Raw genomic sequence first — 19,180 nt, 5'->3', positions numbered from 1 at the left:
CCCGGCGTTCGTGCCGGGCCTTTTTCTCACCGGGGCGTGCTGACTGCGGCCAGTTTGCCATGCCATCCTGGAATAAGACTGTTTCCAGCTGCGGTTGTTCGTTCTTTCACGATTCGTGGTTAATAACGGGACATGACCTTTATGCGCCTGATCCTTATCCCGTTTCTGATGCTGCTTTCCGCCTGCGCAGCGTCTACCCCTTCAGGGCAATCCCCCCGCATCCTGACCATGGGGGATTCCCTGATGGCTTGGCACAGCCTGGCCGGAAATTCCATCTCTGACACTGTGGCCCGCGAACTGCAGGAACCGGTGGTGGATCGCTCAGTCTCTGCTGCGCGGATCATCTACAAGCTGCCGATCTCCGGTGCAGCGGGAATGGAAATCCGCAAGCAATACACGCCCGGAAAATGGGACTGGGTGGTTGTCAATGGCGGCGGTAACGACCTGTGGCTGGGCTGCGGCTGCTTTGCCTGCAACCGCAAGATGGACAAGCTGATCTCAGCCGACGGGCGCAAGGGCGCGATCCCCGGCATGCTGTCGGACCTCCGGGCCACTGGAGCCAAGGTCATCTATGTCGGCTATCTGCGCAGCCCCGGCGTCGGCTCTTTGATTGAGCACTGCCGGGATGAGGGCAACGAACTGGAAACCCGTATCGAACGGCTGGCGGCGCTGGACACGGGTATCTTTTTCCTGTCGAACAAGGACATGGTGCCCTTTGGCGACCGCTCCTATCACGCGCTCGATATGATCCACCCTTCTGTCAAGGCAAGCAGCGAAATCGGCCGCAAGATCGCCGAAGTGATCCGCACGAACTAAAGCCGGGACCCGACGCAATGCAGACCCGCCACTGCAATATGCCTTTTTCCGCGGCGGAGACCTTGCGCGGCCTGCCCTCGGCTCGCAATCTGCGCTGAACCACTCGAACAGGAGGGAAAGATGCTGCGCGCTGCTGTGATGCCCGCTTTGCTTCTGGCCGACGCCTGCGGCGGCGATGAAACCTTGTCTGCCTATGGCGCCGCGGGCAAAACATGGCAGCTGCAAGTCCTGGACGGAGCCGCCTATCCTGCGAAAGCCAGCCTGCTGTTCCCGGAACCGGGAATGATCAGCGGACAGGCCCCTTGCAACCGGTTTCACGGCTCTCAGAACGCGCCATACCCCTGGTTTGAAACCGGGCCGCTGGCAGTAACGCGCACGGCCTGCCCGGAGCTGGAGGCTGAGGCCGCATTCCTGAAAGCCTTGCAGGAAATGACGCTGGCAGAGGTCACCGGCGATGTGCTGATTCTCAGCAACGGGGCAGGGCGCGAAATGCTGTTCAAAGCCGGCGGCTGAGCAGGTCCAACAGCCGCCTGCGCGCCTCTGGCACCGGGTGGCTGCCCAGCGAGGGCGCCAGATGCGTCTCCAGGAAAAAGCCGGTGGTGCGCAGGGCCTGGACGATTTCCGCATCCTCTGCTGCCCCTTCGCCGCGCATCACCGGCGCCAGCGGCAGCAGCCTGTCCGCCCAGTTCCCGGCGCCTTCACGTGAAACAGCCCGGCCCGTTTTCGGTGAGACATAGGCCAGTCCGAAGCGGCTGCCGGTCACAGCACAGGCCGAAAGGTCTAGTCCAAACCCCATCTCCTCTAACAGCGCCAGTTCCCAGCGCAGATAGGCGAGCGGCCAGAGGCCGTCGTTTCCCAGCAGGTCCAGCAGCTGTTCGCTGCGGGTATAAAGATCAGCGTGCGGTTCGCGTTCAGCCAGGCAGAAGGACAAAAGCGCAGTGACGGTGTTGAGGCCGACCAGCGCCAGCCGCCCGGACAGCGCCGCAGCCGCACGGCTGCGCAGGGGTTCGGCATGATAGCTGCCCAGATGATCCTCCAGCCGCGCCCGCCAGGTCACGTCCAGCTGTGCACCCGGCTGCAGGATCGGCGCCATCCGGCGGCTGGCGCCACCGCGCACTATGCCTGCATGGCGGCCGTGGGTTTCGGTGAAAACGTCGATGATAGCAGCGCTTTCACCATGGCGGCGCACCGATAGCAATATGCCCTGATCACGCCATTCCAACACCCGGCCTCCCTGTCCTGCGGTCCGCCCTACCAGAGCGCATTGCCGGAGGGGCTGCAAGCGGCAGGATCATTCCAGGCCGGGTTCATCCAGCAGGTGTCGGCCCTGCCGGTCCTCGACCTCAATCACCCAGAGATCCGGGTCGAACTCGCGCTGGCGGCGGACAGAGGCATCGACGTCCGTCTCAGCGCCCGATGCCAGCTCGCACCATGTGCGGTCACCGCTCATCAGGTCATAGGTGCGGTGAAAGGCGCAGGCCTGACCGTCCAGCGTGTTGAGCTTCACCAGAACCGCGCCGGCGGTGTCGTCGCCATGGGCGGTGATGAAGGCCGGGATGTCCTGGAACCGCAGGCGGGCCAGGTAGGCATCAACCCAGAAACGGGCTGTTAGGCGGGTCATGCCGCACACCTGCCACCGCAGGCGTCCGAGGTGCCTGCGGGAGCCTCCGGCGGGGATATTTCAGGCAAGAGGAAGGGCATGGGGGACTTCAGTTGCCATCCTTGAAGTCGAGACCCATTTCCGAGTAGCGTTCCGCCTCTTCCAGCCAGTTCGGGCGCACTTTCACCTGCAGGAACAGGTGCACTTTGCGGCCCAGGAATTCCTCCAACTCGGCCCGGGCGGCCTGGGAGACGGACTTGATGGTCTCGCCGCGCTTGCCCAGCACGATGCCCTTATGGCCGTCGCGAACCACATAGATCATCTGGTCGACGCGGGCAGAGCCATCCTTGCGCTCTTCCCATTTCTCGGTTTCAACCGTCAGCTGATAGGGCAGCTCCTGGTGCAGGCGCAGGGTCAGTTTCTCGCGGGTCATCTCCGCCGCGATCATCCGCATCGGCAGATCGGCAATCTGATCCTCGGGATAAAGCCAGGGGCTTTCCGGCAGCTTGCCCGCCAGCCATTGGCGCAGGTCGTCGACGCCGTGGCCGCGCTCTGCCGAGATCATGAAGGTTTCGGCAAAGGTGTAACGGCTGTTCAGCTCCTGGGTCAGGCCCAGCAGTTTTTCGGCCGGCACCTTGTCGATCTTGTTGATCGCCAGCGCCACGGTGCGGCCTTCGCCGATTTCCGCAAGGCCTTCGAGGATGGTTTCTACGCCTTCGGTGATGCCGCGGTGGGCCTCAACCATCAGCACCACAACATCGGCGTCCGCGGCACCGCCCCAGGCGGCGGCGACCATAGCGCGGTCCAGGCGGCGGCGGGGTTTGAACAGGCCGGGCGTGTCGACGAACACCAGCTGCGCATCCTCCTCCATCGCGACACCGCGGATGCGGGCGCGGGTGGTCTGCACCTTGTGGGTCACGATCGAGACCTTGGCCCCGACCATGCGGTTCAGAAGGGTGGATTTGCCCGCGTTGGGCTCTCCGATCAGGGCAACGAATCCGGCGCGTGTGGTCATTTCAACTGGTCCTGTTTGCAGATCAGTGCCTCTACAGGAATTTACCCACAGGGGCCAGAGGCGTTTTCGGCGGGTTTTGGCGGCGTCACACAACCTTGCCCTATGTCAAAGACCTGTGGCAAATCCCGTGAAAGAACCGCAGCGCCAAGCCACTCTGACAGCCAGGCCTTTCTTTGAGTGCACATAAGGGGCCTGCCTGATGAACCGCCGTGACTTTCTGCTGGGAACCGCTGCAACTGCCGGGGCGCTTGGCGCGGGCGGCTGGGGATTGGCGGGGGCCGCCGGAGCGCAGCGGCTAACCATCCAGCCTGCCAGTTTTGCCTTCCGGGAAACACCGACCCAGGGGCTGGTGAGCCTGTCGCCGGATGCGCCGCCGCCGGTTCTGTTTGGCACCCAAGGAGAACCGATGCTGCTGCGGCTAGAGAATGGCACGGAGGATTACACCGCGATGCATTGGCACGGGCTGCGGATTGCCAATGCGATGGATGGGGTGCCTTACCTGACCCAGATGCCGATCGCGGGCGGTGAGAGCTTCGACTATGCATTCACCCCGCCGGATGCCGGCACCTACTGGTATCATCCGCATTGCATGACCATGGCGCAGATGGCGCATGGGCTGACCGGGGTGATGGTAATCCGGGAGACGGAAGATCCAGGGTTCGATGCCGACCAGGTCATCAACCTGCGGGATTTCCGGCTGGATGATGCGGGAGTGTTCCTGCCCTATTACACCGCACGCGGGGCGGCGCGGGGCGGCACCCATGGCAATGTGCTGACTGCAAACTGGCTGCAGGCGCCGGTCTATGATCATCCGGCGGGCGGGCTGGTGCGGCTGCGGGTGGTGAACACTGACACCACGCGGATTTACAAGCTGCGTCTGAGCACAGATCAGGCCCGCATCATTGCCTGGGACGGGCATCCGTTAGAGGCGGAGCTGCCCCTGCCCTCAGCTGAGGAGCCATTGCTGGTTGGCCCAGGACAGCGGGTGGATATTGCGGTGCGGATGCCTGACAGCGAAGGGCAGACGGCGGATCTTCTGGCAGAGCTGCCGGGCCAGCCCACCCGCATCATGGCGCGGCTGCGGTCTGCCGGGGCAAGTCTTAATCGTGATCTGCGGGAGCTGAAACCGCTGCCGGCAAACCCGGTTGCCCGGCCGGACCTAAAAAATGCAGAAGTGCATGACTTCGTCTTTGGCTGGACGCCGGAGGGCGGGCCGCCGAATGACGGTTATTGCGGCTCCATGGGGTACAGCTTCTGGTCTATCAACCGCACGCCCTGGGCAGGCGATGCAGCCAAGGGCACCGGCCCGCTGGCTACGCTGGAACACGGCAAGAGCTATGTTCTGCGGCTGCGGAATGAGTCGCCGAACCTGCATCCGATCCACCTGCACGGGCTGGCTTTCGTTCCGATCCGTTCCAACCTGCGCAGACTGCCGCCGCTGATGACGGACACATTGCTGCTTTTGAAGGACGAGGTGGCAGAGATCGCCCTCGTCGCCGACAATCCCGGTGACTGGGCGTTCCATTGCCATGTTATCGAGCATCAGAAAACCGGGCTGGCCGGATACATCCGGGTGGCCTGAGACCTAGCCGAGCTTTTCCAGCAATGCCTTGGCTGCGGCCTGTTCGGCCTGCCGCTTGGAGCCTGCGGTGGCCTGCGCTTCGGTGCCGTCCTGAAGACGTGCGGCGATGGTGAAGACCGGCGCGTGGTCCGGGCCGCTGCGCAACACCTCGACATAAGTTGGGACCTTCTGACCGCGCGCCTGCGCCCATTCCTGCAGCGAAGTCTTGGCGTCGCGCGCGTCGGTTTCAACCTTGTGGATGCGGCTGCCCCAAAGGCGCAGGATCACCTCCGCCGCGGCATCAAAGCCCGCGTCTTTGTAGACCGCGGCAATCACCGCCTCCATCGCATCCCCCAAAAGCGCTTGCTTGCGCCGACCGCCGGACATCATCTCGGAGCGGCCCAGCTTCAGCACAGCGCCGAGGTCGATCTCCTTGGCGACATCGGCGCAAGCTTCCTTGCGCACCAGCGCGTTGAAGCGCGGTGCCAGCTGGCCTTCGGTGGCGGTCTTGTCATGCTCCAGCAGTGCGGTGGCCATCACCAGGCCCAGCACCCGGTCGCCCAGAAACTCCAGCCGCTGGTTGTCCTTGCGGGTGGAAGAGGAGACAGAGGCATGGGTCACGGCGCGCTGCAGCAGCTCAGGGCGGGCGAATTTGTGCCCGATCCGCTCCTCAAACGCACTCAGTTCCTTGGACAGCTTCACTGGATCCCCTTGAAGAAACGGTCGCTGCGCCAGGTCCAGAAATAGAGCATCGAGCGCCCAGCGGAGGAGAACATGATCCGGTCGGCACGGCCAATCAGGTTTTCAAACGGCACAAAGCCAACCCCGCCCGCTGACTGCGGCAGGCGGCTGTCGGAAGAATTGTCGCGATTGTCGCCCATGAAGAAATAGTGGCCATCCGGCACCTGGTAGACACCAGTGTGATCCATGCCCTGGTTGGTGATGTTAAGCACAATATGCTCATTGCCGCCCGGCAGGGTTTCCAGCGTGCGCGATTTTTTGCAGACGGCACCCTGGCCCACCGGGGCGTTTTCGCAGCGCGGGAAGGAGCCCTGCGGCCCTTGGCGTTCCATCACTTCCTCGAACTCACCCGCATCCTGCAGCTTGACCGCTTCGCCGTTGATGAACAGCACGCCATTCTTCAATTGGATCTTGTCACCCGGCAGACCGATCAGCCGCTTGATGAAGTCATTGCCGTTCACCGGATGGCGGAACACCACCACATCACCGCGCTCCGGCTCGCCGCCCATCAGGCGGGTGTTGTCGCCATCCAGGAAACCGCAGATGTCCTTGGCGTCGACATTCAACCCGACGGCAGGGATGCGGACACTTGGGCAGGAGGCATAAGAATAGCCATAGGCCATCTTGTTCACGAACAGGAAGTCGCCGATCAGCAGGGTTTCCTTCATTGATCCGGACGGGATCCAGAAGGGCTGGAAGAACAGGGTGCGGAAGACACCGGCGATCAGCAGCGCATAGACGATGGTCTTCACCGTCTCGATGATCGAACTGCCGGTCTTTGCTTTGGCCGTCATCAGGCTCTCCGGTTTGAAAACAGGGTCCGGGGCTACATGCGGGCCTAAAGGGGGCAAGTCAAGTTCCCGAGGGCATTTCCGCTGTGTCCACGGGCGCGGGGCGCGCTTCGATCACGACAAAGGCCTGCGCCCAGGGGTGATCATCGGTCAATGTCACGTGAATCACCGCCTCATGGCCGGGCGGGGTCATCTGTTGCAGGCGTTCGGCGGCCCAGCCCGTTACATGCATCACCGGCTGGCCGGAGCGCAAGTTGGAGACCGCCATGTCCTTCCAGGCAATGCCCATCCGCAAACCGGTGCCCAGTGCCTTGGAGCAAGCCTCCTTGGCGGCCCATCGCTTGGCATAGGTGCCCACGACATCCCGGCGGCGCTCAGCCTTCTTCTGCTCCACTTCGGTAAAGACCCGGTTGCGAAAGCGGTCCCCGAACCGGTCCAGCGTGCGCTGGATCCGCTCAATATTGGCCAGATCGGTTCCGATGCCGAGGATCATTCTTCCAGCCGCTTCAGCCCCAGTTTGATGCCATGGCCCAGGAACAGGCGGTTGACCATCAGGATGACGGCCAGAAGCAGCACAAAAATGCCCGCGAGGAAAACCAGCGGGATGGTTTGCCGCGCCTCAACAATCACCGGGTTGTTCCAATACAGCGGCAGTTGGGCGATGGTCAGCAGCGCCACAACCCCGGTCATCGCCGCGGCGTTTTTCCAAGCGGCCCTGCCCGTCAAGGGCTGACGGGCCGTTTGTGCGATGCGCATACCCTCCATGACCGAAGCCACCATTGGCGGCAGCACCGTGGCCAAGCCGGCCGGCATGCCCACCCCGAACTGTGCCAGCAGCAGGCCCAGCAGCATCATCCCGACCGAGGCCGCCATCCAGATCAGCCCATAGCGGATCAAATTGACTTGCATTGCAGACTTATCCCCGCACTTCATTCATCAGCCGGCGCATTTCCTGCACAGCCGGCACCAGCCCGCGGAATATTGCCTCACCGATCAGGAAATGGCCAATGTTCAGTTCGCGCACTTCGGGAAAAGCGGCGACCTGCTGGACGGTATCATATGTCAACCCGTGGCCTGCGTGAACTTCCAGCCCCAGCGAATGGGCATAGGCAGACATATCCCGCAGCGCGTCCAGTTCGCGGTCGCGCTCCACGAGTTCCCCCTCTGCGTGGAATTCGCAATAGGCACCGGTGTGCAGCTCGATCACCTCGGCGCCGATCCGGTGCGCGGCCTCGATCTGCTTCTTGTCGGCCGCAATAAAGATCGACACCCGGCAGCCCGCATCCCGAAGCGGCGCGATGTAATGCGCCAGCCGGTTCTCCTCGCGGGCCACGTCCAGCCCGCCCTCGGTGGTCCGCTCCTCGCGCTTCTCCGGCACGATGCACACTGCGTGCGGCTTATGCTGCAACGCTATCTTCTGCATTTCCCCGGTTGCGGCCATCTCGAAATTCAGCGGCACGGACAGCGCCTCCATCAGCCCGTCTATGTCGGCGTCAGTGATATGCCGGCGGTCTTCGCGCAGGTGGGCGGTGATGCCGTCGGCACCCGCTTCCTCGGCCAGTTTCGCCGCCCGAACCGGGTCCGGATAGGCGCCGCCGCGGGCGTTGCGCACAGTGGCCACATGGTCGATGTTCACGCCCAGGCGCAGCAGGTCCTGTGTCATGGCAGTTGTCCAATCCGTCTGAAGTCAAAGCCTTAGCCAAAGACTAGACAGGCCGCAGGCAAGCGCAAGCTTGCAGGCGGAATTGGTACAATACTTCTGCTGCAGTCAGGACCCGGTATTGATGTCGGCGCGCTGCTTGATCGCCTCGAACTTGGCCTTGATCCTGGCCCGGCGGCGCTGCTGATAAAACCGGATCGCAGGCAGGCTCAGCACATAGCAGACAGTGGCAGAAATGATCCCCGGAATGATGCCGCCGATCATATAGGGATAGAACACCTCGTTATAAAACAGGTGCAGCCCCTGCCAGTCCGCCGGCTGATCCATGAACAGGGCAAACAGGTTGTCCTTCAGGTCCTTGCCTGCATCCATGAACTTGCCCACCAGGGATTTGTCCACCTGCTCGTCAAACTCGGTCCCCAGAATCCAATGCCCGGTTTGCAAGGACGCCACCCCGATCGGCACATAGGTCAGAGGGTTGCCAAAGAAAGTCGCACTCAGCGAGGCAAGGATATTGCCATTCATCACCCGCGCGATGATGGCAGCCACCAGAAAGTGCAGCCCATAGAACGGGGTGAAGGTGGTGAACACGCCAGCCCAGATGCCGCGGGCGATGCGTTCAGGCGAATCGGGGAGCCGGCGCACCCGGTGCTTTACATACAGGAACGCCCTGCCCCAGCCGCCGCGCGGCCAGAGGAAATCCGCCAGAGCCCGGAGGGGCGGGCGTCTGTCCCGGCGCCTGAATACCAAAGCTGTGCGTCCTTCCCAGTTCCCGGCCCAGTTCCCAGCTCAGAGTTTCAGCGGCTTACCCCGGGAAGTGGCGCTCTTCCGGCTTTTCCCGGAACCGCGCCACCGCGGCAACATCGCTTTCCGCCTCGAGCGTCAGCATCAGCGAGTGCAGCTGTTCCACATCCCGCAGTTCCACATTGATCATGAGCCGGTAAAAGTCTGGTTTCCTGTCTACAAATTCCAGGTCCGAGATATTGGCCTTTTTCTCGCCAATCAATGTGCAAATGCGTCCCAGCACCCCGGCATCATTGCCGATGGTCAGTTCCAGCGTGGTGCCATAGGCTGCCGGGTGGGTGCCGCTGTGCCACTGCACATCGACCCAGCGCTCCACCTGATCCTCAAATTCGCTCAGCCGGTCGCAATCGGCCGCATGCACCACCACGCCACGACCCCGGTAGGTGATGCCGATGATACGCTCGCCCGGCAGCGGCTGGCAGCAGGGGGCGCGCTCAAAGCTCTGGCCCGGTTCCAGGCCGACCACCGCCCGGCGCGGCGAGATTTCGTCACCGTCGCCGGTGGTCAGTTCGGGGTAGACCGACTGCACCACGTCATGCGCGGTAATCTCGGCAGCGCCCAGCCGCGCCAGCAGCTCATCGACGCCGCTGGCCCGCAGCGCCCGCGCCGCGGTTTCCAGCGCCTTGTCGGTCGCCTTCTTGCCGACGTGTTCAAAGGCTGAACGCGCCAGCTCATGCCCCAGCTTCACAAACCGCGCCCGGTCCGCCTCACGCAGGGACCGGCGGATGGCAGTGCGGGCCTTGCCGGTGGTGGCGATCTCCAGCCAGCTCACCTGAGGTGTCTGGCCTTCGGCGGTGATCACATCCACCGACTGGCCGTTGCGCAGCCGTGTCCACAGGGGCACCCGGATGCCGTCCACCTTGGCTCCGACGCAGGAGCTGCCGATGCGGGTGTGGATGGCATAGGCAAAATCGATCGGCGTCGCGCCCTTGGGCAGCTTGATCACATCGCCCTTGGGGGTGAAGCAGAACACCTGGTCCGAATACATCTCGAGCTTCACGGCCTCGAGGAATTCGTCGTGGTCGTCCTCAGCATCGAACTGTTCCGTCAGCGAGGCGATCCATTTGGCCGGATCGACAGCAAATGGGTTTTCGGTGCGCACCCCGTCCCGGTAGGACCAATGCGCCGCAACCCCGGTTTCGGCCACGTCGTGCATCTGGCGGGTGCGGATCTGCACCTCCACCCGCTTGCCGTCACGCCCCGACACGGTGGTGTGGATCGACCGGTAGCCGTTCGATTTCGGCTGGCTGATATAGTCCTTGAACCGGCCCGGCACAGCCCGCCAGCGCTGGTGGATCGCGCCCAGCGCGCGGTAGGCATCCTCTTCCGAGGTGGTGATTACCCGGAAGCCGTAAATGTCGGAGAGCCGCGAGAAGCCCTGGTCCTTGGCCTGCATCTTGCGCCAGATCGAATAGGGCTTCTTGGCGCGGCCGAATACTTCTGCCTCGATCCCAGCCTTTTCCAGCTCCAGCCGCATGTCGCCGGTGATCCGGTGAATCACATCGCCGGTTTCCCGCTGCAGGGTCACAAAGCGGCGGATGATCGACTGGCGGCCTTCTGCATTCAAGACACGGAAAGCCAGATCCTCCAGCTCCTCTCGCATCCACTGCATCCCCATGCGCCCCGCAAGAGGCGCATAGATATCCATCGTCTCGCGCGCCTTCTGGGCCTGCTTTTCCGGGCGCATCGCCTTGATGGTGCGCATGTTGTGCAGGCGGTCGGCAAGCTTGACAAGGATCACCCGCAGGTCCTTGGACATCGCCATGAACAGCTTGCGGAAGTTCTCCGCCTGCTTGGTCTCACGGCTGGAAAGCTGCAGATTGGTCAGTTTGGTGACGCCGTCGACCAGCATCGCCACCTCGTCGCCAAAGCGGCGGGCGACTTCCTCGTAGTTGGCCTTGGTGTCTTCGATGGTGTCATGCAGCAGCGCGGTGATGATGGTTGCATCATCCAGGCGCTGTTCGGTCAGGATCGCGGCCACCGCCACCGGATGCGTGAAATAGGGCTCGCCCGAGTGGCGGAACTGCCCCTCATGCATCTGCTCGCCAAAGGCATAGGCCTCGGCGATCCTTTCCGCATTTGTTTTGGGATTGTAGTTGCGGACCAGAGCAATCAGGTCGTCAGGGGAAATCATGTCCGGTCCGCAGCCTCAAATTCGTCAGCGCAAGCCTTAGCCCTGGCCCTGGGCCTCCATCAGCGCGCGCAGCAGTTTCTCTTCCGACATATCGTCTTCGGCGGGTTTGTCGCCATCCGCACCCATCAGCAGAGCCATCGAATCCTCTTCCGGCTCGTCCACTTCGATCTGAGTCTGGTTGCTCTCAATCAGGCGCTCGCGCAGCTCGTCCGCGCTTTGGGTCTCGTCGGCGATTTCGCGCAGGGACACAACAGGGTTCTTGTCATTGTCACGCTCAACGGTGATCGGGGCACCAGCCGAAATCTCACGGGCGCGATGCGCTGCCAGCATCACCAGCTCAAAGCGGTTGGGAACCTTGTCTACACAATCTTCAACCGTCACGCGGGCCATCAGCGACTCTCCAATTCATTCCTGGTCCAGAAGGCAGACATCTACGCCCAAATGTTTCTCTTGACAAGGGCGGAAAACACCGCATTGCGCGGATCAGAGAGGGACAACTCCGGCCACGTCCTGTTCCGGCAGTTCCGCCAGCATTTCCTTCACAGTTTTCTGCAGCACCGGGTGGCGCCAGCGCGGCGCAATATCCGCCAGCGGCACCAGCACAAAGGCCCGGTCCTGAATACGCGGGTGCGGAAGGATAAGCTGCCCCGGCGCGTCCTGCATCTGGCGCTCCAGCGGCAGCCCTTGCCAGCGGGCGTATCCCGCCGCATCCGGCAACACCGCGCCGCCGTAGTCCACTAGGTCCAGATCCAGGGTCCGCATCCCCCAGCGCTGCTCCCGCACACGGGCAAACCGCGCCTCTACCTCATGCAGGCGGGCCAGCAATGCTTCCGCAGTCAAACAGGTTTCGACCGCAACGGCAGCGTTCACATAATCCGGTCCCGCTCCTGCCGGGAAACACGGCGTTTGAAAGAACCTTGAAACGCTGCGCAGCACGATGTCTTCCGATTGCAGGTCAGCAATAGCTTTTGACAAGGCGACTTGAGGCGCATTAGCGTCAACAGGCAGGTTGCCGCCGAGGGCGATGAGCGACGTTTTCCGTTTTCCGGCCATTTTTGACCCTATTTCAGAATGGCAGTACACTTGCGGCAAATGACAAATAACTTACATTAAGTCCACCCGTCCCGCCAATTTCAAGCATTCACTCACGGAACACCTGGCTGAGACGGCGATACCGGAAGGAAAAATTTATGTTTTACAAGGACGAACGGCTTGCGCTGTTCATAGACGGTTCAAATCTGTACGCCGCGGCCAAGGCGCTCGGATTTGATATCGACTATAAGCTCTTGCGGCAGGAATTCATGCGCCGCGGCAAGCTTCTGCGGGCGTTTTATTATACCGCCTTGCTGGAAAATGACGAGTACTCCCCGATCCGTCCGTTGGTGGACTGGCTGCATTACAACGGCTTTACCATGGTCACCAAACCGGCCAAGGAATACACCGACAGCATGGGCCGCCGCAAGGTCAAGGGCAATATGGACATCGAGCTTACAGTCGATGCCATGGAGCTGGCGCCGCGCGTGGACCACATCGTGCTGTTCTCGGGTGATGGGGATTTCCGCCCGCTGATTGCCAGCCTGCAGCGCCAGGGTGTGCGGGTTTCGGTGGTCTCGACCATCCGCAGCCAGCCGCCGATGATCTCTGACGACCTGCGCCGCCAGGCCGACAATTTCATCGAGCTGGAAGAACTGCGCGACGTGATCGGCCGCCCGCCGCGCGAGCAAAGCGAACCGCGTTCCGCAACAGCTGCACACGGCTGAGACCGGACCGCCGGAAAGGGTTGCGGAACAGGCACCTGATGGGGTGGGGCCTGTTCCAATGCCTCCGGCCGCCAGCCGCTTTTGAAGACTGGCAAACCATTTTTTTCTAACGGCCGCCGCTGAACACTCGAATTGTGCGGCTTGATGCCGTCACATCCGGGCCCTACCAGCACTGGACCTTGCCGCCCGAAGCGCTTACCTCTGGCGCGCAAGGAGACGCCCATGACCAAGCCAGCCCTGACCCTTTACCTCGCCGCGCCGCGCGGCTTTTGCGCCGGCGTCGACCGCGCGATCAAGATCGTCGAAATGGCGATTGGCAAATGGGGTGCGCCGGTCTATGTCCGCCACGAAATCGTGCACAACAAATTCGTGGTCGACTCTTTGCGTGAAAAAGGCGCGGTCTTTGTCGAGGAGCTGGACGAATGCCCCGACGACCGGCCGGTGATTTTCTCTGCCCACGGGGTGCCGAAATCAGTGCCCGCGGCCGCCGAAGCGCGCGAGATGATCTATGTCGATGCGACTTGCCCGCTGGTCTCCAAAGTGCACATCGAGGCCCAGCGCCATGCTGAGGCCGGGCTGCAGATGATCATGATCGGCCACAAGGGCCACCCGGAGACCATCGGCACAATGGGCCAGCTGCCCGACGGTGAGGTGCTGCTGGTGGAGACCGCCGCCGATGTGGCGCATGTTGAGGTTCGCGACCCGGACCGTCTGGCCTATGTCACCCAGACCACCCTGTCGGTCGATGACACCAAGGGCATCGTCGCGGCGCTGGAGGAACGCTTTCCCAACATCATCGGCCCGCACAAGGAAGACATCTGCTATGCCACCACCAACCGCCAGGAAGCGGTAAAATCGGTGGCCCCCAAGGCGGATGCCCTGCTGGTGGTCGGCGCCCCGAATTCTTCGAACTCCCGCCGCCTGGTCGAAGTAGGCGCCAAGAACGGCTGCGATTACGCCCAGCTGGTGCAGCGTGCCGAAAACATCGACTGGCGCGCGCTGGAGGGCATCCGCTCTGTCGCCATCACCGCCGGCGCCTCTGCCCCCGAACTGCTGGTCAACGAGGTGATCGACGCTTTCCGCCAGCGGTACGAGGTGACCGTAGAGGTCGTGGAGACCGCGGTGGAAACAGTGGAATTCAAGGTGCCCCGGGTACTGCGGCAGCCTGCGTGAACGCACAAGCCAGAGTGCAGCGAAAGTGACAGAAATCACACCCGCTGCGGTCTAACCGTGTTAGGCATAGGCTCCCGGGCATTTTTTCTGGAGCCGCATTCATGATTACGCTGCACTTTCTGATCACTGCATTTGTTGTCGTCCTCGCCCCCGGCACGGGCGTCATTTACACGCTGGCGCTGGGTCTTGGCCAAGGCTGGCGCGCCTCCATTTGGGCCGCGGCCGGCTGCACTTTCGGCATTGCTCCGCATCTGGCGGCTGCCACGCTGGGGCTGGCGGCCGTTCTGCACAGCTCTGCTCTGCTGTTCCAGATCGTCAAAGCGGCGGGGGTGGCCTATCTCCTGTACCTCGCCTGGCAGGCGCTGCGCAGCGGCGGTGCATTGGCCGTGTCCTCGAAACGCACCAGTCAGCCCGGCTGGAAAATCGCCTGGCGCGGAGCGCTGATCAATATCCTGAACCCCAAGCTGTCGGTGTTCTTCCTGGCGCTGCTGCCGCCATTCCTGAGCGGCAACCCCGCCAGCGCGACGCTGGAGATGTCTGTCCTCGGGCTGGTATTCATGGCACTGACCTTTGCCATTTTCGTGCTGTATGGCCTGTTTGCCGCCCAGGCCCGCACCTACCTTCTGAACAGCGAGCGGGTGCTGAAGTGGCTCAACCGCGGCTTTGCTGCCGTCTTTACGGGGCTCGCTGCGCGGCTAGCGGTGGAGCGTGCCTGACCGGACCCTTGGAGAACCCCGATGAGCGATGACAGAACCATCAGCATCTACAACGACCGCGCCGAGGAATACTCCAAGCTGTTCACAGGCAGAACGGACCCGGGAGAGGAGGCCGATTTTCAGGCCTTCACCGCCCGTCTGCCGGAAGGCGGTACGGTGCTGGACCTCGGCTGCGGCCCCGGCCATTGGGCCGCGCGTTTCCGGGATGGGGGCTTTCGTGTGGCTGCACTCGATGCTTCGCCGGAAATGGCAGAGGCCGCCCGCGCAGCCTATGGGATCGAGGTCATTACCGCAGACTTTCACGCCCTGGATGCACAGGCAGTGTTTGACGGCATTTGGGCCTACTTCAGCCTGCTGCACGTACCGCAGGCTGAGCTTGCCACCCACCTGTCCGCTGTGCACCGGGCGCTGACCAAAGGCGGCATACTGTGCCTGGCGATGAAACTGGGCAAAGGCGAAGGCCGCGATGAACTGGGCAGATTCTATGCCTATTACAGCGGGGACGAGCTGCGCCAGCACCTCGAATCCGCCGGCTTCACCGTGCTGGATGCCCGCCGCGGTACAGGCAAAGGACTGGCTGGCACTGCCCAGGAGTTCGTAGTACTGACGGCGCATGCCTGAATTATTTGCTTATACCGACGGCGCCTGCTCTGGAAATCCCGGCCCCGGCGGCTGGGGTGTCCTGCTGCGCGCCATGGACGGTGATACCATCGTCAAAGAAAAAGAACTGCAGGGCGGCGAAGGTGAGACCACCAACAACCGGATGGAACTGCTGGCCGCAATCAATGCACTGGAAAGTTTGGCGCGGCCGTCCACCATCACTGTGGTGACCGACTCTGCCTATGTGAAGAACGGCGTCACGGGCTGGATCTTCGGCTGGAAGAAAAACGGCTGGAAGACATCAAACAAGAAGCCGGTGAAAAACGTCGAGCTGTGGCAGCGGCTGGACGAAGCGCAGGCCCGCCACAAGGTAACCTGGGAATGGGTAAAGGGCCACGCAGGCCACCCGGAGAACGAGCGCGCAGATGAGCTGGCACGCGCAGGCATGGCCCCCTTCAAGAAGAAGAAAAGCGCCTGATGCGCGGGGACGCCCGATGACCTTTCTGGTTTTTCTGGACTATGCCTCGGTGCTGGTCTTTGCACTGACCGGCGCGCTGGTGGCCAGCCGGGCGCAGCTCGACATCGTCGGCTTTGCCTTTGTCGCCTGCCTGACCGCTCTGGGCGGCGGCACGCTGCGCGACCTGCTGCTGGACCGCAATCCGGTGTTCTGGATCGGCAATCCCAACTACATCCTGCTGGCGGCCCTTGCCGCAGTAGCGGTGTTCTTCACCGCGCATCTGCTGGAAAGCCGCCTGCGCTGGGTGGTTTGGCTCGACAGTTTCGCCCTGGCAGTCGCGGTGCCCGCAGGCACCGGCGCAGCCCTGGCCCTGGACAGCCCGCCGGTGATCACCGTCCTGATGGGAATGGCAACCGGCACTATGGGCGGGCTGATGCGCGACGTCGTGTGCAACGAGGTGCCGCTGGTTCTGAAACAGGGCGAACTCTACATCACCTGCGCCATGGCAGGCGCGATCACTGCGGTTGCTGCCATCTGGCTGGGCGTCGAACTGCGGTTTGCCCTGCTGGCCTGCGCCTGTGTGTGCTGGGTTCTGCGGGCTGGCTCTGTACTGTTCGGCTGGCACTTGCCAGTCTACAAAAGCCGGCCGCCCCGCAGCTGAAACCGGTCAGGCGGTTTTCCGGCTGCCCTCCAGCAGCTTAAGGAAAGCCTGGCCCTCTTGACTGATTCTGGCCTTGCGCCCCCTGCGCCGGTGCCAGACCAGGGCCAGCTCATGCTGTTCCCGCAGCCTCTCATCTTGCAGCAGTTCGTCCCTTATCTTCAACGCAGCTGCAAAGTTCTGCGCCAGCGAAGTATCTTCCTCTTCATTCCGGTCGAACTTGTGCCAGTAGCCCGGCTCGATCGAAGACGTGAAATGATTGGCGCGTCCCCGTGCCTTCTTGTTTAAGAACCCATCACGGGAGCGAAGCGCATAGTGATTGAGCTGCGCTGCGGAATACCCGTATCCGCCGCGCACATACAAAATACCTTCCAGCTCATCCCCGGGCAGACGGGTGCCATCCGCCAGCTGCCAGTTCACCTCCTCTGGCGGCACGGCCAGAAAGGGACGGTGGACTCCCATACGGTCGAACTTGCCGTTGTTGCGGTAAGCGGTCTTGAAAAACCGGTGCTCCTCCGGGCTGCCTGCCGACGGTTCAGCGCGGGTAAAGGCCTGCGGTACAGGCGGGTGATCCACGACCCCAACTCCGGCATTGCCGAAAATGCGCCAGACAAAGGAGACCGCATCCGCATCCGCCCGTTCTGCCAGCAATCCCGGCAAAGTGCCGTCACCGGAGTTGATCTGCAAAAACTCATCGACATCAATGACAAGGACCCAGTCAGCCTCTTGCACCTTGGGTTCATATTCCGCCCACATCAGGGCGCTTTTGTGCGGGCCGCGCCGCATCACCCGGTTGAACCGGTGCTCAATCACACCCATCCGGTGCAAGTTGCGCAGGATGTGGTCGGTCGGGTCCGAACAATCGTTGGTGAAAATCACAAAGTCGCTGACACCGATCGCTTTGTAATGGCTGATCCAATCGAGAATATAGGCGCCTTCGTCTTTCATGGTGGTTACAACCACCACTTTCGGCGTGCCAGAGCGGCCGCTGTCCTGTGTCATCTGCTAATGCTCTCTGCCTCGGTTTTCCGCGGCTTTATGCGGCGGTTGGCCTATCTTAAGCATTCGCTGGAGCTGTGCAGCAGAAATTCTGCGCTCATCTATGGGCTGTGGCCTCTGCGCCGCAGCGGCGGCTACCGGCCGCCATAGCGCTGCCACAGCCAGATCAGCAGCAGGGCGCCCAGGACCGCGCCGGCAAAGCCCGCCATGAAGCCCATAACCGTCAGAAGAAACCGCAGCACCAGCCCGCCGATGAGCGCACCTGCCATGCCGATGCAAACTGTGGGGATGATACCGGTTTCCAGCCGCATCAGCCGGGTCGCGAGAAACCCTGCGGCGGCGCCAATGATGATCAGGGCAATGATGGGCATGTCAGCCTCCTACTTGCGCCAATGGGTGGGCACGATCACCAGCGCCCCGATGGAGGAGGCGATGGCGTTCCAGCCCGGCGCGCTGAAACCGATGCCGAACATCAGCCGCACAAAGTAGAACAGGAAGGCGCCTCCGGTGCAGATGATGATCGACTGCACGTAGCCGTTGCTGGTGAAACCGCTGCGCTCGGCCGCGTAGCCGACAATGCCGGCAATCACCACGGTGCCCATCAAGGTCAGGATCATCACGCGCCTCCGGTTGCAGTCTGATTACAGTCCTGATTGCAGGCGGCTGCCCTTGGGAACAGGGAAGCCGCGCAGGAATACGTCCGGATCCTGCGCGCTTTTGCCTGCCCGTTGCAAGCGCAGCAGTTGAACTGCCCCTTCGCCGCAGGCGATGGTCAGCCCGTCATCAAGCACTTCGCCTGGATTTCCCTGGCCTTCCGCCAACCGTGAGGCCAACAGCTTCACCCGCTGGCCTTCGACCTCGCACCAGGCGCCCGGGAAGGGCGACAGCCCGCGGATCTTGCGGTCCACTTCCGCGGCGGGGCGGGACCAGTCGATCTGCGCCTCTGCCTTGTCGATCTTTTCGGCGTAGATGACGCCGTCTTCCGGTTGCACCTCAGGCATCAGCTCCGCAAGCCGGGCCAGCGCGTCCACGATCAGCCCGGCGCCCATTTCCGACAGCCGGTCATGCAGTTGGGCTGTGGTTTCTTCGGTGCCAATGGCTGTGGACTCGCGCAGCAGCACTGGACCGGTGTCGAGCCCCGCCTCCATCTGCATAATGCAGATCCCGGTTTCCGCATCGCCTGCCATGATCGCCCGGTGAATCGGCGCCGCGCCGCGCCAGCGCGGCAGCAGGCTGGCGTGAATGTTCAGACAGCCCCGCGCCGGCGCGTCCAGCACCGCCTGCGGCAGGATCAGCCCGTAGGCCACCACCACGGCAACGTCGGCGTTCAGCGCCGCAAAGGCCGCCTGCTCCTCTGCCCCTTTCAGCGACACCGGATGGTGCACCTCCAGCCCCAAAGCCGCGGCGCGGGCGTGGACGGGGGTGGGACGGTCCTTCTTGCCGCGGCCCGCAGGCCGGGGTGGCTGGCAGTAAACGGCGGCAATCTCGTGCCCGGCCGCAACCAGCGCGTCCAGCACCGGCACCGAGAAATCAGGTGTTCCCATAAAGATGATGCGCATCAGCATTCCCGTCCCTGCCCCGCTGCCTTGCCGCACGTCTGGCGGGGCCTTGCAGCGCAACAAAAGGGTCGCGCCCGGTCCCGGGGTGGGCGTTTCGCGCCTGCCCTGGGGGCGGGGCCGGGCGAAAACCGGGCCG

At 62.8% G+C, this 19,180-nt stretch carries 25 protein-coding genes; 9 read left to right on the top strand and 16 right to left on the bottom strand.

The genetic code is table 11. The features are described from left to right. Window positions 1-141 precede the first annotated feature (141 nt). Both ACXAHG_RS02545 and ACXAHG_RS02540 read left to right on the top strand, forming a co-directional pair. Window positions 142-816, top strand: coding sequence for an SGNH/GDSL hydrolase family protein (locus ACXAHG_RS02545; protein ID WP_475040779.1), 675 nt, complete (start codon window positions 142-144; stop codon window positions 814-816). Window positions 817-936: 120 nt separating this feature from the next. Beyond that, window positions 937-1,329: an META domain-containing protein gene (locus ACXAHG_RS02540; protein WP_475055749.1), complete on the top strand. Its 393-nt coding sequence runs from the start codon at window positions 937-939 to the stop codon at window positions 1,327-1,329. Here ACXAHG_RS02540 and recO read toward each other — a convergent pair. From recO to era, 3 genes are all read right to left on the bottom strand, one after another. Further along, complete coding sequence (gene recO / locus ACXAHG_RS02535) at window positions 1,313-2,038, bottom strand: DNA repair protein RecO (RefSeq protein WP_475055747.1); 726 nt, start codon at window positions 2,036-2,038, stop codon at window positions 1,313-1,315. The genes ACXAHG_RS02540 and recO overlap by 17 nt on opposite strands. Before the next feature lie 69 nt (window positions 2,039-2,107). Then, complete coding sequence (locus ACXAHG_RS02530; RefSeq protein ID WP_475055746.1) at window positions 2,108-2,437, bottom strand: DUF1491 family protein; 330 nt, start codon at window positions 2,435-2,437, stop codon at window positions 2,108-2,110. A gap of 88 nt (window positions 2,438-2,525) precedes the next feature. Beyond that, complete coding sequence (era, locus tag ACXAHG_RS02525; protein ID WP_475055744.1) at window positions 2,526-3,431, bottom strand: GTPase Era; 906 nt, start codon at window positions 3,429-3,431, stop codon at window positions 2,526-2,528. Between the two features lie 199 nt (window positions 3,432-3,630). Here era and ACXAHG_RS02520 point away from each other — a divergent pair, with 199 nt between their 5' ends. Continuing rightward, on the top strand, window positions 3,631-5,013 hold the full coding sequence (locus ACXAHG_RS02520; protein ID WP_475055742.1) for a multicopper oxidase family protein: 1,383 nt from the start codon (window positions 3,631-3,633) through the stop codon (window positions 5,011-5,013). A gap of 3 nt (window positions 5,014-5,016) precedes the next feature. Here ACXAHG_RS02520 and rnc read toward each other — a convergent pair whose 3' ends face one another. The 9 genes from rnc to folK form a co-directional block, all read right to left on the bottom strand. Beyond that, window positions 5,017-5,694: a ribonuclease III gene (gene rnc / locus ACXAHG_RS02515; protein WP_475040772.1), complete on the bottom strand. Its 678-nt coding sequence runs from the start codon at window positions 5,692-5,694 to the stop codon at window positions 5,017-5,019. Then, the gene (gene lepB / locus ACXAHG_RS02510) at window positions 5,691-6,527 is read right to left on the bottom strand and encodes a signal peptidase I (RefSeq protein ID WP_475040770.1); all 837 of its coding nucleotides are present in this window, start codon (window positions 6,525-6,527) and stop codon (window positions 5,691-5,693) included. Before lepB ends, rnc begins: the two co-directional genes overlap by 4 nt. Before the next feature lie 58 nt (window positions 6,528-6,585). Further along, a complete protein-coding gene (acpS, locus tag ACXAHG_RS02505) occupies window positions 6,586-7,017 on the bottom strand; it encodes a holo-ACP synthase (protein WP_475040768.1) in 432 nt (143 codons plus the stop codon). Further along, window positions 7,014-7,433 (bottom strand): ABZJ_00895 family protein, encoded by a 420-nt coding sequence (locus ACXAHG_RS02500; RefSeq protein ID WP_475055741.1) that lies wholly within the window; start codon window positions 7,431-7,433, stop codon window positions 7,014-7,016. The genes acpS and ACXAHG_RS02500 overlap by 4 nt, the downstream gene beginning before the upstream one ends. Before the next feature lie 7 nt (window positions 7,434-7,440). After that, entirely contained in the window at window positions 7,441-8,187 is a 747-nt protein-coding gene (locus ACXAHG_RS02495) for a pyridoxine 5'-phosphate synthase (protein ID WP_475055739.1), read from the bottom strand. A 105-nt stretch (window positions 8,188-8,292) separates the two neighbouring features. Further along, entirely contained in the window at window positions 8,293-8,934 is a 642-nt protein-coding gene (locus tag ACXAHG_RS02490) for a DUF2062 domain-containing protein (RefSeq protein ID WP_475055737.1), read from the bottom strand. 55 nt (window positions 8,935-8,989) lie between these two features. Then, window positions 8,990-11,122 (bottom strand): RelA/SpoT family protein, encoded by a 2,133-nt coding sequence (locus tag ACXAHG_RS02485; RefSeq protein WP_475055735.1) that lies wholly within the window; start codon window positions 11,120-11,122, stop codon window positions 8,990-8,992. 36 nt (window positions 11,123-11,158) lie between these two features. Next, the gene (gene rpoZ / locus ACXAHG_RS02480; protein ID WP_475040760.1) at window positions 11,159-11,512 is read right to left on the bottom strand and encodes a DNA-directed RNA polymerase subunit omega; all 354 of its coding nucleotides are present in this window, start codon (window positions 11,510-11,512) and stop codon (window positions 11,159-11,161) included. 93 nt (window positions 11,513-11,605) lie between these two features. Beyond that, window positions 11,606-12,175: a 2-amino-4-hydroxy-6-hydroxymethyldihydropteridine diphosphokinase gene (gene folK / locus ACXAHG_RS02475; protein WP_475055733.1), complete on the bottom strand. Its 570-nt coding sequence runs from the start codon at window positions 12,173-12,175 to the stop codon at window positions 11,606-11,608. A gap of 137 nt (window positions 12,176-12,312) precedes the next feature. Between folK and ACXAHG_RS02470 the strand changes: the two genes are divergently transcribed. The 6 genes from ACXAHG_RS02470 to ACXAHG_RS02445 all read left to right on the top strand — a co-directional run bounded on the left by ACXAHG_RS02470 (window position 12,313) and on the right by ACXAHG_RS02445 (window position 16,489). Beyond that, on the top strand, window positions 12,313-12,882 hold the full coding sequence (locus ACXAHG_RS02470; protein WP_019296609.1) for a LabA-like NYN domain-containing protein: 570 nt from the start codon (window positions 12,313-12,315) through the stop codon (window positions 12,880-12,882). A gap of 222 nt (window positions 12,883-13,104) precedes the next feature. Continuing rightward, on the top strand, window positions 13,105-14,055 hold the full coding sequence (gene ispH, locus ACXAHG_RS02465; RefSeq protein ID WP_475055732.1) for a 4-hydroxy-3-methylbut-2-enyl diphosphate reductase: 951 nt from the start codon (window positions 13,105-13,107) through the stop codon (window positions 14,053-14,055). A 101-nt stretch (window positions 14,056-14,156) separates the two neighbouring features. Next, entirely contained in the window at window positions 14,157-14,771 is a 615-nt protein-coding gene (locus ACXAHG_RS02460) for a LysE family translocator (protein ID WP_475040754.1), read from the top strand. Between the two features lie 21 nt (window positions 14,772-14,792). After that, on the top strand, window positions 14,793-15,392 hold the full coding sequence (locus ACXAHG_RS02455) for a class I SAM-dependent DNA methyltransferase (RefSeq protein WP_475055730.1): 600 nt from the start codon (window positions 14,793-14,795) through the stop codon (window positions 15,390-15,392). Beyond that, window positions 15,385-15,849, top strand: a complete 465-nt coding sequence (rnhA, locus tag ACXAHG_RS02450) for a ribonuclease HI (protein ID WP_475040751.1) — start codon at window positions 15,385-15,387, stop codon at window positions 15,847-15,849. The genes ACXAHG_RS02455 and rnhA overlap by 8 nt, the downstream gene beginning before the upstream one ends. A gap of 16 nt (window positions 15,850-15,865) precedes the next feature. After that, window positions 15,866-16,489: a trimeric intracellular cation channel family protein gene (locus ACXAHG_RS02445; protein ID WP_475055728.1), complete on the top strand. Its 624-nt coding sequence runs from the start codon at window positions 15,866-15,868 to the stop codon at window positions 16,487-16,489. 6 nt (window positions 16,490-16,495) lie between these two features. On the opposite strand, the gene ACXAHG_RS02440 is transcribed toward ACXAHG_RS02445, so the two are convergent. The 4 genes from ACXAHG_RS02440 to fmt form a co-directional block, all read right to left on the bottom strand. Next, window positions 16,496-17,488: a glycosyltransferase family 2 protein gene (locus ACXAHG_RS02440; protein ID WP_475055726.1), complete on the bottom strand. Its 993-nt coding sequence runs from the start codon at window positions 17,486-17,488 to the stop codon at window positions 16,496-16,498. Between the two features lie 131 nt (window positions 17,489-17,619). Next, a complete protein-coding gene (locus tag ACXAHG_RS02435) occupies window positions 17,620-17,856 on the bottom strand; it encodes a GlsB/YeaQ/YmgE family stress response membrane protein (protein WP_475055724.1) in 237 nt (78 codons plus the stop codon). A 9-nt stretch (window positions 17,857-17,865) separates the two neighbouring features. Beyond that, entirely contained in the window at window positions 17,866-18,102 is a 237-nt protein-coding gene (locus tag ACXAHG_RS02430) for a hypothetical protein (protein WP_039159127.1), read from the bottom strand. Window positions 18,103-18,126: 24 nt separating this feature from the next. Beyond that, entirely contained in the window at window positions 18,127-19,044 is a 918-nt protein-coding gene (fmt, locus tag ACXAHG_RS02425) for a methionyl-tRNA formyltransferase (RefSeq protein ID WP_475055722.1), read from the bottom strand. Window positions 19,045-19,180: the final 136 nt, after the last annotated feature.

This window comes from Leisingera sp. ABD4_442 (assembly GCF_056160905.1).
This window is presented reverse-complemented; position numbering and strand designations above follow the sequence as displayed.